The sequence below is a fragment of the Thiomicrorhabdus indica genome, assembly GCF_004293625.1.
GTDB lineage: Bacteria > Pseudomonadota > Gammaproteobacteria > Thiomicrospirales > Thiomicrospiraceae > Thiomicrorhabdus > Thiomicrorhabdus indica.
The window spans coordinates 1303440-1320217 of record NZ_CP033040.1 but is presented as its reverse complement, the minus strand read 5'-3'; the positions used below and the strand labels follow the sequence as shown (position 1 = coordinate 1320217).

Here is a 16778-nt window from a genome sequence, read left to right as displayed (position 1 = left end):
GAAAGAAGCCATTAAATGTTCCGGCTTTCAATTTCATCTAAAGCGATTTCTGCGGCTTTTTGTTCCGCTTTACGTCGGCTTGAAGCACTGGCTTCAAATTTGGTATTCAACATTTCAACATAACAGCATACGGTAAATTCTTGTGCATGCGCGGCACCATTCACACTGATAATACTGTACTCGGGCAATGATTGGTTTCGTGATTGCAAAAACTCTTGTAAACGTGTTTTAGGATCTTTCCCCATTTTTTTGGGATCAAGGTTTTCCAAACGCTTCTGATAGAGTCTCATCACCATAGCACGACAGGCGTCCAAGCCGCCATCCTCATAGACCGCAGCAATAATCGCCTCCACGGAATCCGCAATAATCGATTCACGGCGATAGCCACCACTTTTCAATTCACCCGGTCCAAGAATCAGATAATCACTCAAATCATATTCTTTACCGATAATCGCTAAGGTATCCCCTTTTACCAAATGAGCTCTGATACGACTCATATCTCCCTCAGCAAGTTTAGTAAACTGATGAAACAGAACGTCTGCCACCATAAAATTCACCAAACTATCGCCCAAAAACTCAAGTCTTTCATTGTTTTTAGAACCGGCACTTCGGTGGGTCAACGCACGTTGTAAAAAGTTTAAATCCTGAAACTCATAACCAAGTTTTTTAGATAACTGAATCAATTTACGTTCTCTTTCGATCTCCATAACTGGCTGCTGCGGTGTGGGCATTACTCCACTCCTTTTCCGATTCGATTAAAGTGTACGCCATTATCCCAATTCATCCAGATAGCAAAGGCACGCCCTTTCAAGTTTTCTTCAGGAACAAAGCCCCAAAAACGGCTATCATTACTGTGATCACGGTTGTCTCCAACCATAAAATAATGTCCTTCAGGCACAGTTTTGGGCTGCATGTCATAGCTACTTTTATCCGCATCAATAAGCACTTCATGGCTCTTACCATTGGCAAATGTTTCACGATGAATCTCGGCACCATCCATAATCTTTCCGGATTCAGTGCCTCGGTATTCACCAATATATTTTTTATCTACCGGCTGTCCATTCACATAAATCGTGCGGTTTAAATAAGCGATTTCATCGCCTGGCAAGCCTACGACTCGCTTAATGTAATCAACATCTGGGTCCTTTGGGTATTTGAAAACCACAACATCTCCTCGTTCCGGTTTTGAGATAGGGATGATCGTTGTCTGTGTCACTGGTAATTTGACACCATATGAAAACTTATTTACGACAATGAAGTCACCGATTTCTAGAGTTGGGTACATGGAACCAGACGGAATTCTAAAAGGCTCAATAATGAATGAGCGCAAAACCAAAACAATTAAAAATACAGGAAACAAAGATCGCGCATATTCCACAAGAATCGGTTCCTTGCGTTCAATCGTTGTATTCTCACGCTTTGGTTTGAACGCCAAACGGTCAATAAACACGATAACACCGGTAATGACCGTTACTAGAACCAAAATTAGTTCAAAATTCATTAGGAGTCTCCTGTATCAAGAATCGCAAGAAAGGCTTCTTGTGGTATTTCCACTGAACCGATAGCCTTCATGCGTTTCTTACCTTCTTTTTGTTTTTGTAACAGCTTTTTCTTACGAGAAACGTCGCCGCCATAACATTTTGCCGTAACGTTTTTACGTAATGCTTTCACGTTAGTACGGCCGATTACTTTTGCACCAATAGCAGCCTGAATGGCAACATCAAACATTTGACGAGGAATCACCTGACGAAGTTTTTCGATGATAACTTTACCGCGTTGTACCGCAAAGCTTTTATGAACAATCACAGCCAATGCATCCACTTTTTCGCCATTAATCAAGAAATCCATTCTAACCAAATCATCTGCTTGAAAACGCTTAAAATCATAGTCCATCGACGCATAACCTCGACTGCATGATTTTAAACGGTCAAAGAAGTCCAAAACCACTTCGTTCAAAGGCAGTTCATAGTTAATAGAGACTTGACCACCGGAATACTGCATATCTTTCTGGATACCACGCTTTTCAATACAAAGCTTCATAACCGCACCAACAAATTCATTCGGCACCAAAATATTTGCATTGATGATTGGCTCGCGAATCTCATCAATAATGCTTGGTTCTGGTAACTCCGATGGGTTATCTACCTTTAACGTTTCACCTTGCTTAGTTAAAACCTCATAAACAACTGTAGGCGCAGTACTAATCAAATCCAGATTGTACTCACGCTCCAAGCGTTCTTGGATGATTTCCATGTGCAACATTCCAAGGAACCCGCAACGGAAACCAAATCCTAGTGCCTGAGATGTCTCAGGTTCAAAGAATAACGATGCATCATTCAAGCGCAATTTTCGCAAGGATTCGCGTAGGTCTTCATATTGCTCAGAGGTGACAGGGAATAAACCAGCAAATACTCGCGGTTGTGCAGGCTTAAATCCAGGAAGTGCTTCAATCTCACGCCCCGATTCAGCTAATGTATCCCCAACAGGCGCCCCATCAATGTCCTTAATTCCCGCAACGACATAACCAACTTCACCTGCGCTTAAATAATCTTTAGGTGTGCGTTTAGGTGTAAAAATCCCCACTTGATCAACGGAATATTCTTCTTTCGTTGACATAACTTTCATTTTGGTTTTCTTACCAATTTTGCCGTCAATCACTCTAACTAATGAGACGACTCCAAGATAATTGTCAAACCAAGAATCGATAATCAATGCTTTTAAAGGTGCCTTTTGATCCCCTTGCGGAGGAGGAATTTTTTTAACAATATCCTCAAGCGTTTCAACAATTCCAATGCCAGCTTTTGCACTCGCTCGAACAGCGTCTACAGCTTCAATGCCAACGATTTCCTCAATTTCTTCAATCACACGTTCTGGGTCTGCTGCAGGTAAGTCAATTTTGTTGAGTACCGCCAAAACCTCAAGCCCTTGTTCAACTGCTGTGTAACAGTTCGCGACCGTTTGAGCCTCAACACCTTGAGAGGCATCGACCACCAGCAAGGCTCCCTCACAGGCAGATAATGATCTTGAAACCTCATAAGAAAAATCCACATGTCCTGGCGTATCAATAAAATTTAACTGATAGATCTGTCCATCTTGTGCTTCGTAATTCAAGGTAACACTTTGCGACTTAATTGTTATGCCGCGCTCACGTTCAATATCCATTGAATCTAAAACTTGAGCGTCCATTTCGCGATCGGTCAAACCACCACAATGATGGATGAAACGATCCGCAATAGTAGATTTACCATGGTCAATATGAGCAATGATTGAAAAGTTACGAATATGCTTTAAGTCGCTAGACATTGAAACTCCAAAACGAAATTTTTAATTTTGTTGGTGCATTGATATGACATTTACACCAACAATAAAAAAGGGGCAAAAGCCCCTTTTCATTTTCAGACAAGATTAAAACCCACTATTCTGCAAACCGCTTGACTCACAAGGCAATTACGTACAGATTTTGGCATAGAGCCTGTCTGATTGAAAATTGCCGCTATTTTACGCTAATTAAAACGATTTCGCAGTAGTTATAAAAACTTATCCAAGATTCACGTCTAATCTAATTTAAGCGGTAAAAACACCGATTGACCATTTCGAAGCAAACGAACTGGAACAGAACGATTTTCCGGCAGATCCTTTAAAATTTTATTTAACTGGGATACATTCATAACCCGTTTAAAATCAATTGTCTGCAAAACATCTCCTTTACGAATCCCAGCTTTTTTCGCTGGGCCTTTTTCAACATCAATAATTCTCACGCCATATTTAATTTCAAGTTCTTCCATTTCCTCTTTTGAAATTTCTGCCACTTCTGCTCCTAATCGATTGGCAGTTAAACGTTTTTGTTTTGCCGATGCCATTTGCTTTGACTTTTCAAGCGACTGCAAATAAACCGTTTTGTAAAGCACTTTCCCTTGACGCAAAATTTTAATTTTTAGAGGTTTATTAATCGGTGAAACCCCAACAATTGGAGGCAAATCTGCAGACTTGATAATGGATTTTCCATTAAACTCCAAGATAACATCACCCGCTTCAAGTTTTGCCTTTTCAGCTGGGGTATCTGGGTAAACTTCACCAATAAGTGCTCCAATTGGCTTTTCTAAGCCAAATGACTCAGACAGCTCACTGGTAACTTCTTGAACTTGAACACCTAAAAATCCACGGTTTACCTCTCCATTTTCACGTAACTGCTGAGTGATATTCATAGCAATATCAATCGGGATTGAGAAAGAAAGCCCCATCGAACCACCACTTTTAGAGTAGATTTGCGAGTTAATTCCCACAACTTCCCCATCTAGGTTGAATAAAGGCCCACCAGAGTTACCCGGATTAATGGAGACATCCGTTTGAATAAAGGGAACGTACGTATCATCTGGTAAAGAACGCCCTAATGCTGAAACAATTCCATGCGTAACGGTGTAGTCCAACCCAAACGGTTCGCCAATTGCAATCACCCATTGACCCACTTTTAAGTCAGAACTCTTGCCAATTTTTACTGTCGGTAAATCTTCCGCTTCGATTTTCAAAAGTGCAATATCTGTTCTAGGATCAGAACCAATGACTTCTGCAACCAACTCCTTTCTGTCACGCATACGAACGATAATTTCATCCGCATCTTCAATGACATGATTATTCGTCAAAATGTAGCCATCCTCACTAATGATGAACCCAGACCCTAGAGAATGCGCCTGCTCTTTTTGTTCATCACCTCTTGGTTGTGGCTGAGGAAACATGCCCGGTGGAAACCCAAAGAAACGTCTTAACATCTCATCTGGGATACCATGAAATTGTGGCATTGCTTGGCGTTTAACTTTTTGGGTGGTGCTGATATTAACAACCGCTTGGTTATTCTCTTCAACCAATTGTGTGAAATCAGGCAACCCGTAAGCATTCGTCTTAGCGAAACTTTGTGACGTAAAGCCGAGCATAACCAAACTCATCACTAGAGCGACAATCAATGATGGCGATATTCTCTGTCTCATAATTAATGACCCTTCTTACTACAAACTACATGAGAGTTTTGCACCCTAGCAGGTATAAAGCTCTCTAAATTAAAATTTTAAAAATTGAATTAATTAAAGTTTTCAACTTTAACTATTTTAGGAAGTACCGGCCGGTAAAGTTTTTTTGAACCCCACCAGCCACCAAACAAGCCAATAATTCCACCTACAATCGTAAGTAACTCTCCCTGAATTAAAAACGATGCCGTTAAGCCTTCAAAAATAACAGCACCTGCAAAAAAGCCGATAAGCGGCAACCCATAAGCGAGAAAAATCTGTTGTATAAAAAATTGCTTATCAATACTCAAATGAACATGGTCTCCAACCTTCACTTCAAACGTTTTTGGCACTTTTAACAAGGCAGGCTTGTCATTAACAAATAACTTAGACAAACTTCCCGTCCCACATCCTGAAGAGTTTTGGCAACTTCCACACGCCGATTTTCTTTGCGTTTCAACCCAGACATACTCATCTGAAACATCAACCACTCGTCCTGTTTCGTTTAAATTTTGACTATAGCTGTTTGACTGCATTGCTATTTTCTTTCCTATGTTGAATAAAAAAAGCCTAACGAGCAATAGAGCTTTATAACGAAAACTTGTCAAACTCCAATAGCCTGACTTATACGAAAATTTCAATCTATTAGCCTATATTGGTATCACTTGTGCAGATTTTCAAGTATTGAATGAACAATTCAAACTGTTGCCAGACTTTTTTGAGAATTAAATTTACAACTATACGCAGAACTTATTTTATTTATGTTTGACAAAAATCTGACTTTTACCAAAACCCATAAGAATTGACCACATATAAGCTTCTTCACCCCTTATAATTTGGGAATTAGTATACCTTTTACCAATGACTTTAAATTTCAAGTCAGCTAACTTTTCGGGTCGCCTCAGTGAGCAGCACAAGCAATAAAACAACGAACCAAATCACACATGAAAACTTTCACATTGAAACCGATGTCTTAATTATTGGCAGCGGTATTGCAGGCCTATCACTCGCTCTGAAATTAGCCATAAATCACAAAGTTACTGTTTTATCGAAAAGTGCCATCAATGAAGGCTCAACGTCCTATGCTCAAGGTGGAATTGCTGGTGTTCTTGATCCTTTTGATAGCATTGAAGCCCATGTTAACGATACATTAACCGCTGGTGCAGGTTTGTGCGACCCTAAAGCAGTCGCTGTTGTCGCAACACATGCGGGAGAAACAATTCAAGAATTGATTCAGTTAGGTGTTCCATTCAGTAAAGAGCAAAATCAAAACGCTCAAAACTCGGAATTTCCATTTCACCTGACAAAAGAAGGTGGCCACAGCCATCGACGAGTCATCCATGCCGCCGATCACACAGGTAAGTCCGTTGCCGACACTTTAATTAAAACTGTCAAGCATCACCCGAATATTCAAATTCTGCCGGAACATATCAGCATTGATTTAATTTTGCATCCAAAATCGAAAGAATGCATGGGCGCTTACGTATTGAACAAATTAGAAAGCCAAGTTTATTCAATCAAAGCACAGTTCACCGTTTTGGCAACGGGTGGGGCGAGTAAGGCCTACCTATACACAAGTAATCCCGATACTTCGACTGGCGATGGAATTGCCATGGCTTGGCGTGCAGGCTGTCGCATCACCAATATGGAATTCAACCAATTCCATCCAACCTGTTTATATCATCCAAGGGATCGATCATTTTTAATCAGTGAAGCAGTACGCGGCGAAGGTGGAATTTTACGTCTACCAAATGGCTATGCTTTTATGCAGGACTATGACAAACGTGCTGATTTAGCACCAAGAGATATTGTTGCCAGAGCCATTGACCAAGAAATGAAAAAACATGGAATTGACTGCGTCTACTTAGATATTTCTCACAAAGACCCTGATTACGTGAAAAACCACTTTCCGACCATTTATAAACGCTGCCTCGCGGTAGGCATCGACATCACCAAAGAAACGATTCCAGTGGTTCCAGCTGCACACTACACTTGTGGAGGTATCCACACAAACTTAGATGCAAAAACAGATATTACACGACTCTATGCTATCGGCGAAACAGCTTACACCGGACTGCATGGCGCCAACAGATTGGCTAGCAACTCTTTGGCTGAAGGTTTAGTATTTGCCAAAATTGCGCATTGCAGTATTGAAAAAGCATTTGCCCAAAACAAGCCATTTGATCAGAACTTCCAACCAAAACCCTGGGACACAAGTCGAATTACAGATGCAAAAGAAAAAATTCTAGTCAGTCACGACTGGGATGAACTACGTCGAGTCATGTGGGATTATGTGGGAATCGTCCGTACAGATAAACGTTTGAAACGTGCTTTGCAACGAATTCGAAATCTACAAAAAGAGATTTATGAATATTACTGCCAACACACTTTGACCAGTGACCTGCTCGAGCTACGGAATTTGGCAATGGTTGCCGAGCTGATGATTTTAAGCGCGCAGAAAAGGAAAGAAAGTCGTGGGTTGCATTACAACCTAGATTATCCAAAGCTTTCAAAGAGAGCCAAGCCCACAATTTTAGACCCTAAAAAATTGTTTAAAGCCCCAAAACCTTGTAAGAAAACTCGTCACTAAATTATTCACTTTTGAATAATTAAGTAACCGGCCGGTGAAATACATTCTGCTACAAGGAACATACCGGCCGGTATGCTTTAAAATTTTTTTATGCTTGTTGCTGAGTGATTTCCTCAATCAAACCATCACTCGCAATTAAATCGATATCCAAAATAACAACCATACGCCCTTTTTTATTTTTCTTCTGTTCGTCAGTCTGGCCAGATGTCGGGCTTAATTGATCAAAAACCGTCGTCAATCCACGAATAAACTGGGAATCAATTGAATCTGAAATATCTGGTGGTGGCTGTAGATTATCCAAATCCAAAGTTTTAACATCTGAGACCGCATCGACGACTAAACCAATCACTCGATCGCCGATTCGTGTTTTTACATTCACAACAATGACCACCGTCGTGCCATCGTAGGATTGAGGTAAGTTGAACCGTTGGCGCAGATCAATAATTGGAACAATCGAGCCACGAAGATCCACAACACCTTTTACAAAAGGTGGAACCTGCGGTAAAGGACTTGGCTCTTGCCACCCTCGAATCTCCTGAACTCTCATGATTTCGACGGCATACTCTTCTTTACCTAATTTAAAGGTTAGAAACTCTTGTTGGTTTGACACGTTTTAGCTCCAAGTTTAGAACACACACTACATAGATTGTTTCATCTTAGCTAAAACACCGAATTGACACAATAAAATTCACTTTATCAAAATCAATTAAGATTCAACAAAACCCTATTCATAGACAAAAATGATAGGTTCGCATTAGATTAACTCGACCGCAGCTGCCAGTACACTCTCTTCAACCGCCACTTGTCTTAAAGGCGATAGTGACTTGTGCTTTTAGTTTTGTTCGGTATCATTTTCAAATATCAAAAAAGGCTACAGGGTTTGTTTACTATTCATCCCATATCGACGGTTGAATTCTTCCGTCAATTGTTTCAAAACTATAAATAAAAAGAGAACGATAATTAATTATGGAAAACATGACGCACCTATCTCCCAGTTGGATTGAATTCCTAGACTCACAAAATGCACAGCTTGATGAGATTGGCCAAGTCAAAACGTTTGGCGCACCTGAAATTGAACACTATTTAATAAAGCATGGTCCAGTTGTCACTTCGCAAAACCACCAAGCATTATTAAAGGTGTCTGGTAGTGAGGCATTTGATTTTTTACAAGGCCAACTTACCGCTGATTTAAAAGATGTAACAGAAACACATGCCCAGTTCTCTGCTTATTGCGACCCTCAAGGCAATGTACTTGCCCTATTTTTAGTCTTTAAATACAAGCAAGACTATTTTCTAAGCTTTGATTTCTCCTTAGCAGAGACTATTCAAAAACGCTTACAAATGTTTATTATGCGATCTGATGTCACCTTAACCGACATGCGCCAAGAAATCGTTCACATTGGCTTTGCCGGTGAATTTGGTGATTTAGACGTTCAACGTCGTTTGGATACAAAAATCAAAGAAGTGTTTGAATGTGGTTATGTAGACAATGCAGAGATGGCCGACGTGCTGATGGTGAAAGTACCAGGACCTTATCATCGTTATGAAATTTTCGGACCAGCAGAGCAAATCATTCAAGCTTGGCAAGAGATTCGTATTAACAGTGACGTGACAAATGCAGAAGATTGGAAGCTTTTGAATATAGCCGCAGCAGTACCGACTGTTAATATCAAAACTACCGGCAAGTTCACCGCACAATTCTTAAACCTAGACAAATTTGATGCAATTAATTTTAAAAAAGGTTGTTTTCCTGGCCAAGAGATTATTGCTCGTATCCACTATCGTGGCAAAATTACCAAACGAATGCTACGCCTTCGCACCGATTCAGTCGTTGAACTGGAATCGGGTGAAGAATTTTCTCTAATTGATGAAACAGGAAAATCTCATAAGCTAATAACGATTGCTTGTGGCAAAGACATTCTACAAGGCAGTATTCTCAATGCAGTTGCAACCTTGCGCTCTTTAGATGCCGCTCAAGGCGATTTAAAAACTGAAAATGGAGAGGTTGTCAGCATTGAACCTCTGCCCTATAAAATTACAGAAGAGGAATAAACTTCCTCACAAAAGATAGTTCTTATCCTATAACAGTCGTTAGAGCTTATTTCTATCGGTTAAAAACAAAAAGGCCAGCAATGATGCTGGCCTTTTTTTGAAACACTGTCCTGGATTATTATCGATTTGGTAATCCGGCTTTTAATTTGAAGCCTTGAATAATTCCCTGCATTGAATCTGCTGAATGCTTCAAACTTTCTGTCGTTGCAGTGGTTTCTTCCACCAAAGCCGCATTTTGCTGTGTAATGCTGTCAATATGTGTGATTGATTTATTAACCTCTTCCACTCCAATAGATTGGTCTTTTGAAGCCGTTTCGACTTCTGAAATAATGCTCTGCATTTTTGTGGTCATTTCAGTCACCGTATTCAAAGACTCAGCCACTCGCTCAACTTGACTCACCCCTACGTCAATTGCACTGGTTGATTCAAGAATTAATTTCTCGATTTCCTTAGCTGCATCTGCCGATTTTCCTGCCAAGCTACGAACTTCACCGGCAACAACCGCAAACCCACGACCATGCTCACCTGCTCGAGCAGCTTCAACCGCGGCATTCAAGGCAAGCAAATTTGTTTGAAAGGCAATAGAGTCAATCAAAGAAGTGATGTCTTTAATTTTTTGCGAAGCCTCCTGAATGTTGTGCATAGAGCCTTTAGTTTCCAGCATCAAACCATTGGCTTGTTTAAGGCTTTCGCTTTGTTCCAAAGACATTTTCGAGGCTTCAATTGTATTCTCTAGGTTGCTACGGATTTGAGCCGTTGTTTGCTCCATTGCCGCTGACGTTTCTTCCAGTGAAGCCGCCTGGTTTTGAGTACGTTCATTCAAACTTTGTGTCCCTTCCACCACATTTTCCGTGTTTTCATAAACTTCATGAGCAGTTTGACGAAGGGTCATCATAGTTTCAGTTAGACGATCCATACTCGCATTCACTGCTTGCTTGGCGACATCTAATGAGAATTCATAGTTGTTTGTAATAGCTTGGGTAAAATCGCCTTCTGCCATACGTTCGCTAGCCTTAATGACATCTTGAAAGCCAGTTTCAATCAATTCCAGAGACTTATTAATGCTCTGCTGAAGATTTGCAATATCACCTTCTTGGAAATTAACAATTCGCTCATCTAACTTACCACGAGCGGTGTAACCCATAACACCATTAATCTCAGCAAACACCTCGGCTAAATTTGCCATAGCCGTCTGACCCGCATCGATAATTTCAGCATATTCACCCACAAACTGGTGTTCAGTTTGTTTCTGGAAATTACCTTTTTGTAAATTTTCCATGACATCTTTTAATGAGTCGAATGTGTCCGACAATACACTACACGTATTGTTAATTCGACCTTTAAGCATATTGTAGTCCGAATCAAATGGCGTAAGGATGCGATAGTCCAAACGCCCTTTCTCAAGCTCTTCCATGGCTGCATTTGCTTCAGCAATAATGCATTGCGATAACATCGCTTGACGGTTATAAGCTGTTCCAAGCTGCCCAATTTCATCCTTTGCGTAATAGCGTACACGAGCAAACAAGTCGCTTGTTAAGGTTGCTTGTTCCATTACTTCTTGCACTTTACGCATTGGTTTTAAAATGAATAACCAGAGCAAAAGCATAATTAGTAATGAAAGAATCACTACCGTTACAACAACATTAATAAATGCACCAATCGCAATATCTTGTTTCTCTGAAACATAAACCTCCAATTCAGCAATAGGCTCACTTAAAATGTGGTAACCCATTAACTCTCCAGATAGCGTCTTAATAGGTAGCACTGAGTGGAAATAATCTCCTGAAACCAAATAGCCTTGAGCAAATAACTTATCAATATCAATTTGTTTCAATAGAGCAATTTGCTTTTCACTGTTGTCACTCGAAAAGTGTTTATCATTCCCAACAACCCATTTACCATCTGCAGAGACCGGTTTGTTCTTGGCGTTCTTTTGTCGAAATTGATCACCTTTCAATGCATAATCAACAGACATAGCGGCTACATAGAATTTACCGTCTTTATCAAAATCTCGTCGTAAAGAGCCAACACCTTGAATAAATTCTACAAACCCTTCATATTTCCCTTTGTAGAAAACTGGAACAATTGATTTGATGTTATAGCCCACCGAACTTAATGCATTTGCAACAATTGGCTTGTGGTCTTTAGAAATTTTTTTGATATAGCTTCGAGCTGATAAATCAGATAGTTGCTGTGTTTCAAGTGATTTCCATGACTTCAAGTAAGAAATCCCTTTTTCATTGACAAAGTGCAATTTTACATTGCGTAGATCTGAACTTTTTGCGTAACTTTTACCAGCCGAAGATAATAATTCATGCAGTGCTTTCTGATTCTCGCTTGCAATGAGCTCTGAAACCTGTTCCGAGAACGTAATCCCAATTGCGTTGGTAATCCCAATCTCTTCCTTCTTGATTAGCTTATCTTGAACCTGCATGTTTAAAAGTTTAGAGCGGTCTGCTGCGGAAGACTCTTCAATATCTGACATTTTATTGAGAGTGAAGACCCCTTCACCCACAATAATCAATAAAGAGACAGAAACAATCGTAAGCAGTGTTTTAGTCATTAAAGAAGCTTTCTGCAAACCTAGACGAGTCATCCAATTATGAAAGCCTTTCGACACCCAAATCCCATTGGTATAAACCTTCTTGCCTTCCCTAACTTCCCGGTACAAGGTTTCATGACTCGCAATCCTCTGAGAATCAGTCACGATTTTTTTAATGGATGTGTATCCCTTATACTGATTATTTTCCCAAATGGGTTGAATAGTCATATCAGCCCAATACTTTTCTCCATTCTTCTTCTTTTCATGGATAGGAAATTGTACAGGCTGATTTTTGAGCATCTGTTCACGAATCGTTTCTTGAATGATTGAGGGAGTCTCATCCGAACGCAAAATATCTGTTTTCTGCCCCAAAATTTCTTTTTCTTCGTACCCTAACCAGTTCATATAGTCTTGGTTAATATAGGTAATTGTGCCTTCTGCATCCACATTGGCGGCCAAGCGAACTTGATTTTGATTGGACATAATGTTCTCCAAAACGATAAAACTAACTTTGCTACTATTCGCAAACTATATATGAAATTAATAACTCCATCAAATTTATCATGGTTATTTTTTTACGTATATTATCGAACTAGCAAGAAAAAATTCTCAAGGCATGGCAATGAAATTGGTCACATACCTGCAAACAAAGAACAAAGCAAAAGTAAAACCAAAACCTATTTTTTGAATTTATTAAAGCTAAATAGTAAAAAACCGCTTTGAGATGTTCTCAAAGCGGTTTTCAAAAAGGTTCAAACTTTTTTCCTAACTATTGCTGGCGCATATGCGGGAACAAAAGCACGTCTCTAATAGAAGGCTTATCAGTAAAGAGCATAACTAATCGATCAATACCAATCCCTTCACCTGCTGTTGGTGGCATACCGTGCTCAAGGGCGTTAATGTAATCCTCATCAAAATGCATGGCTTCATCATCACCCGCATCTTTAGCTTCAACTTGTGCCTTGAAACGTTCCGCCTGATCTTCCGCATCATTCAACTCATTGAATCCATTTGCCAATTCTCGACCTCCGATAAACAACTCGAAGCGGTCAGTAATAAATGGATCTTCATCATTTCGGCGCGCCAAAGGGGAAACCTCAGCAGGATATTCTGTAATGAAAGTTGGATCCATAAGTTTATGTTCCGCCGTTTCTTCAAAAATCTCTGTAATGATTTTTCCAAGACCATAACCCGGCTCGATGCGGATATTGAGAGATTCAGCCAAGGCTTTTGCCGAATCAAAATCTTCCAATTGTTCCGCTGTAACACCGTTATTATATTTAAGGATTGCATCTTTCAATGTCAAACGTGCAAACGGTTTACCAAAGTCATACTCATCTCCTTGATAAGGTACTTTGGTCGAGCCAACCGCCAACTCAGCGAGTTCTTTTAACAACTCTTCGGTGTAATCCATCAGTTGATGATAGTCCGTATAAGCCGCATAAAACTCCACCATAGTAAACTCTGGGTTATGCCGCGTTGAAAGACCTTCATTGCGGAAAGAACGGTTAATTTCAAACACACGTTCAAAACCGCCCACAACCAAACGTTTCAAGTAAAGCTCTGGTGCAATACGCAAGAATAAAGGCATATCCAACGCATTATGATGAGTATGGAATGGTTTAGCCGTTGCTCCGCCTGGAATCACGTGCATCATTGGCGTTTCCACTTCCATAAAATTCTTACGGATTAAGAAATCACGTACATGTTGTACAATTTTCGAACGCAGCTGGAACGTTTCACGGGATTCTTGGTTCACAATCAAGTCCACATAACGCTGACGATAGCGCATTTCTTGATCTTGTAAACCATGAAACTTATCCGGCAACGGACGTAGTGATTTGGTGATTAACTCAATATGCTCTACATGAATTGATAACTCACCGGTATTGGTTTTGAACAAATAGCCTTCCGCGCCGACAATATCGCCCAAATCCCATTTCTTAAATTGAGTATTGTAAAAACCTTCAGGCAACTCGTCACGCGTGACATATAACTGAATACGACCAGAATGATCTTGAATGGTCGCAAAACTTGCCTTACCCATAATACGACGCAACATCATTCGGCCTGCGATTTTGACTCTTACAGGCTCGGCTTCCGCCATCTCTTCCTTTTCCATTTCACCATATTGCGCCTGCAAATCTGCAGCAGCATGGTCGCGGCGGAAATGATTTGGGTAAGAATGCCCTGCCTCTCGCAATGCATTTAATTTTGCACGACGTTCCGCAATGATTTTATTCTCATCAACTTCAGGGACATTATTTTGGTTATCTGACATCGGTTTACTCACTTAAGTTATTAAGTCGGCCAAAAGCTTTACCGGCCGGTAGAATTTATAATTGTGCGGTATTTTACGTTGTTTAACGCCTAAACTCTACCGGCCGGTAGAGTTGTTTTAGAGCATCTATTAGAAATATAGTGCGAATGCTTTACTTCACAAAGTTTAAAAGCATGGCAGTTGTTGTTTTCAAAAGCTTCACAGCACAAGATGTGCAGTGAGAGCCTTCAGGATGAACTGGTAGCGTCTTTTTAAAACACACAACTGGCAATGCGCGATCAACATTAAATCCCAGCTTTCAAACTGGCCTCAATAAACTGATCAAGAGCTCCATCCAACACCGCATTACAATTCCCTGTTTCCACACTGGTTCGTAAATCTTTAATTCGACCTGAATCAAGAACATAGGAACGAATCTGGCTTCCCCATCCAATATCAGACTTTGAATCCTCCAGCGCCTGCTTCTCAGAATTACGTTCTTGCATTTCCAATTCGTACAATTTTGCACGCAGCTGCTTCATGGCTTCTGCCTTATTTTGATGCTGTGATCGGCCATTTTGACATTGAGTTACCGTATTGGTCGGCAAATGGGTAATACGTACTGCAGATTCAGTTTTGTTGACGTGCTGACCACCGGCACCCGAAGCTCGATACACATCAATTCGCAAATCAGCAGGATTGATTTCAATTTCAAAACTGTCATCAATTTCTGGTGACACGAACACGGATGCAAACGAGGTATGACGTTTGGCATTGGAATCAAAGGGTGATTTGCGGACTAAACGGTGAACACCAGTTTCGGTTCGCGCCCAACCATAAGCATAATCCCCTTGAATATGAACCGTTGCACCTTTTATACCAGCGACGTCCCCATCGGTGATTTCAACAATTTCTGACTTAAAACCGTGGGAATCTGCCCAACGCAGATACATACGCAAAATCATATTTGCCCAGTCTTGCGCTTCAGTTCCACCTGACCCAGATTGAATTTCTAGATAACAATTATTGACATCCATCTCACCTGAGAACATTCGTTGGAACTCCAGCTTATCGATGAGTTCACCTAGTCGGTCACATTCGGTTTCAACTTCCGAGACCATCTCTTCATCGCCATCCATTTCCGCCAATTCCAATAATTCATTGGCGCTTTCACACCCGCCCTCTAAGTCTTGAATCGTCGCAACGATATTCTCTAGCTGCGACTTTTCTCTACCCAACGATTGTGCTTTTTCAGGATCATTCCAAACATTAGGGTCTTCCAATTCACGGTTGACCTCTTCTAAACGTTCCGCTTTGACATCATAGTCAAAGATACCCCCTAAGCACTTGGGTACGTTCTTGATAATCATTGATTCGGTTATAGATTGGATTCAATTCCATGATTCGAGCCTCGGGACACGCATTGAAAAATTGCCGGAATGATACCAGTTTCCGATTAAAAAAAGCAAAGACATCTCATTTAACAACTCCATAACACCTTGAAAACCAACAAAATAAAATTCAAGGTTTTTTATTACTGGCCGTTATAAACTATCACTAGGATAAGATTTGAAAAAAGGAGACTCTAATGGCTGTCGATATGAAAACTCTTAGTTCAATCCAAAGTTACCAAAACTCAATGAAAATGGAAGTTGCTTCTGATAAACAAGCCGCTTTGAAAAACCGACCTGATTTGCCAGATAATGCCTCTCCTATTGCACAAATGGCCGTTGACAAAACCTTCCACTCGGCAAAACTGCAACAAAATGCCAGTGTTATCACTCACCTTTTCAATCAAGGTTCAAAACAAGACATTGAACTTTTCTCAATGAAAGTCAGCTATCAGTCGGCTATTGAAGCAATCAATGAGAAATTGCGCATTGATTTAGGTCTTGACAGTGAAGCTGCAGATCCAGTGAGCCAGCAAAAACTTGAAGAACAAGGTGGCATGGAATATTGGTCATCTGAAAATACGGCCAAACGTATTGTCGATGGTGCAACCGGGTTTTTATCTGGGTTTCAAAATGCTCACCCTGAACTTGAAGGCGAAGCTTTAATGGATAAATTCATGGACGTAGTCGGTGGTGGGCTGATTCAAGGGTTTGAACAAGCCAAAGGATTTCTTGGCGATTTGAATGTCTTTGAAGATACCGTGGAAGAAAACTACAACGCAACATTTGACTTAGTTCAAAAAGGAATGGAACAGTTTCGTAAAGATTTCTTAGGCATTGTTGATGAGGCACCTGCAACGGACTCAGAAAAGGCTGAGTAGTTGAGATTGTTAATTCTTACCGGCCGGTGTTTAATTAAGAAACTAATGCCGTTTAAGTAATCAGC

12 protein-coding genes are annotated in these 16778 nt (G+C 40.4%); 3 read left to right on the top strand and 9 right to left on the bottom strand.

The window, feature by feature from the left end; all coding sequences use genetic code 11:
• Positions 1-11 precede the first annotated feature (11 nt).
• The 5 genes from rnc to D9T12_RS05540 all read right to left on the bottom strand — a co-directional run bounded on the left by rnc (position 12) and on the right by D9T12_RS05540 (position 5533).
• On the bottom strand, positions 12-731 hold the full coding sequence (gene rnc, locus D9T12_RS05560) for a ribonuclease III (RefSeq protein WP_240693247.1): 720 nt from the start codon (positions 729-731) through the stop codon (positions 12-14).
• On the bottom strand, positions 731-1501 hold the full coding sequence (gene lepB, locus D9T12_RS05555) for a signal peptidase I (protein ID WP_130537248.1): 771 nt from the start codon (positions 1499-1501) through the stop codon (positions 731-733). Before lepB ends, rnc begins: the two co-directional genes overlap by 1 nt.
• Complete coding sequence (lepA, locus tag D9T12_RS05550) at positions 1501-3303, bottom strand: translation elongation factor 4 (protein ID WP_130537247.1); 1803 nt, start codon at positions 3301-3303, stop codon at positions 1501-1503. The genes lepB and lepA overlap by 1 nt, the downstream gene beginning before the upstream one ends.
• 251 nt (positions 3304-3554) lie before the next feature.
• Complete coding sequence (locus tag D9T12_RS05545) at positions 3555-4982, bottom strand: DegQ family serine endoprotease (RefSeq protein ID WP_130537246.1); 1428 nt, start codon at positions 4980-4982, stop codon at positions 3555-3557.
• An 89-nt stretch (positions 4983-5071) separates the two neighbouring features.
• Entirely contained in the window at positions 5072-5533 is a 462-nt protein-coding gene (locus D9T12_RS05540) for a SoxR reducing system RseC family protein (protein WP_130537245.1), read from the bottom strand.
• A 422-nt stretch (positions 5534-5955) separates the two neighbouring features.
• Between D9T12_RS05540 and nadB the strand changes: the two genes are divergently transcribed.
• The gene (gene nadB, locus D9T12_RS05535) at positions 5956-7587 is read left to right on the top strand and encodes an L-aspartate oxidase (RefSeq protein ID WP_130538540.1); all 1632 of its coding nucleotides are present in this window, start codon (positions 5956-5958) and stop codon (positions 7585-7587) included.
• An 88-nt stretch (positions 7588-7675) separates the two neighbouring features.
• Here the strand turns inward: nadB and D9T12_RS05530 are convergent, their stop codons facing one another.
• Positions 7676-8197 carry a chemotaxis protein CheW gene (locus tag D9T12_RS05530; RefSeq protein ID WP_130537244.1) on the bottom strand — a complete coding sequence of 174 codons (522 nt, stop codon included), beginning with the start codon at positions 8195-8197 and terminating at the stop codon, positions 7676-7678.
• Between the two features lie 356 nt (positions 8198-8553).
• Between D9T12_RS05530 and ygfZ the strand changes: the two genes are divergently transcribed.
• Positions 8554-9639: a CAF17-like 4Fe-4S cluster assembly/insertion protein YgfZ gene (gene ygfZ / locus D9T12_RS05525; protein WP_130537243.1), complete on the top strand. Its 1086-nt coding sequence runs from the start codon at positions 8554-8556 to the stop codon at positions 9637-9639.
• 118 nt (positions 9640-9757) lie between these two features.
• Here the strand turns inward: ygfZ and D9T12_RS05520 are convergent, their stop codons facing one another.
• From D9T12_RS05520 to prfB, 3 genes are all read right to left on the bottom strand, one after another.
• Positions 9758-12664 (bottom strand): methyl-accepting chemotaxis protein, encoded by a 2907-nt coding sequence (locus tag D9T12_RS05520; protein WP_130537242.1) that lies wholly within the window; start codon positions 12662-12664, stop codon positions 9758-9760.
• Between the two features lie 286 nt (positions 12665-12950).
• On the bottom strand, positions 12951-14462 hold the full coding sequence (lysS, locus tag D9T12_RS05515) for a lysine--tRNA ligase (protein WP_130537241.1): 1512 nt from the start codon (positions 14460-14462) through the stop codon (positions 12951-12953).
• Positions 14463-14746: 284 nt separating this feature from the next.
• A protein-coding gene (gene prfB / locus D9T12_RS05510) for a peptide chain release factor 2 (RefSeq protein ID WP_165395043.1) occupies positions 14747-15842 on the bottom strand; the annotation gives its coding sequence in 2 pieces (ribosomal slippage) (positions 14747-15769 and positions 15771-15842; 1095 coding nt in all).
• A 187-nt stretch (positions 15843-16029) separates the two neighbouring features.
• Between prfB and D9T12_RS05505 the strand changes: the two genes are divergently transcribed.
• Positions 16030-16713, top strand: a complete 684-nt coding sequence (locus D9T12_RS05505) for a DUF5610 domain-containing protein (RefSeq protein ID WP_130537239.1) — start codon at positions 16030-16032, stop codon at positions 16711-16713.
• Positions 16714-16778: the final 65 nt, after the last annotated feature.

What these genes read in the sequence shown, in the direction of transcription:
- rnc (WP_240693247.1), bottom strand. Translation starts at nt 731, where the DNA reads ATGCCCACACCGCAGCAGCCAGTTATGGAGATCGAAAGAGAACGTAAA.
- D9T12_RS05540 (WP_130537245.1), bottom strand. Translation starts at nt 5,533, where the DNA reads ATGCAGTCAAACAGCTATAGTCAAAATTTAAACGAAACAGGACGAGTG.
- D9T12_RS05545 (WP_130537246.1), bottom strand. Translation starts at nt 4,982, where the DNA reads ATGAGACAGAGAATATCGCCATCATTGATTGTCGCTCTAGTGATGAGT.
- lepA (WP_130537247.1), bottom strand. Translation starts at nt 3,303, where the DNA reads ATGTCTAGCGACTTAAAGCATATTCGTAACTTTTCAATCATTGCTCAT.
- D9T12_RS05520 (WP_130537242.1), bottom strand. Translation starts at nt 12,664, where the DNA reads ATGTCCAATCAAAATCAAGTTCGCTTGGCCGCCAATGTGGATGCAGAA.
- ygfZ (WP_130537243.1), top strand. Translation starts at nt 8,554, where the DNA reads ATGGAAAACATGACGCACCTATCTCCCAGTTGGATTGAATTCCTAGAC.
- lepB (WP_130537248.1), bottom strand. Translation starts at nt 1,501, where the DNA reads ATGAATTTTGAACTAATTTTGGTTCTAGTAACGGTCATTACCGGTGTT.
- D9T12_RS05505 (WP_130537239.1), top strand. Translation starts at nt 16,030, where the DNA reads ATGGCTGTCGATATGAAAACTCTTAGTTCAATCCAAAGTTACCAAAAC.
- lysS (WP_130537241.1), bottom strand. Translation starts at nt 14,462, where the DNA reads ATGTCAGATAACCAAAATAATGTCCCTGAAGTTGATGAGAATAAAATC.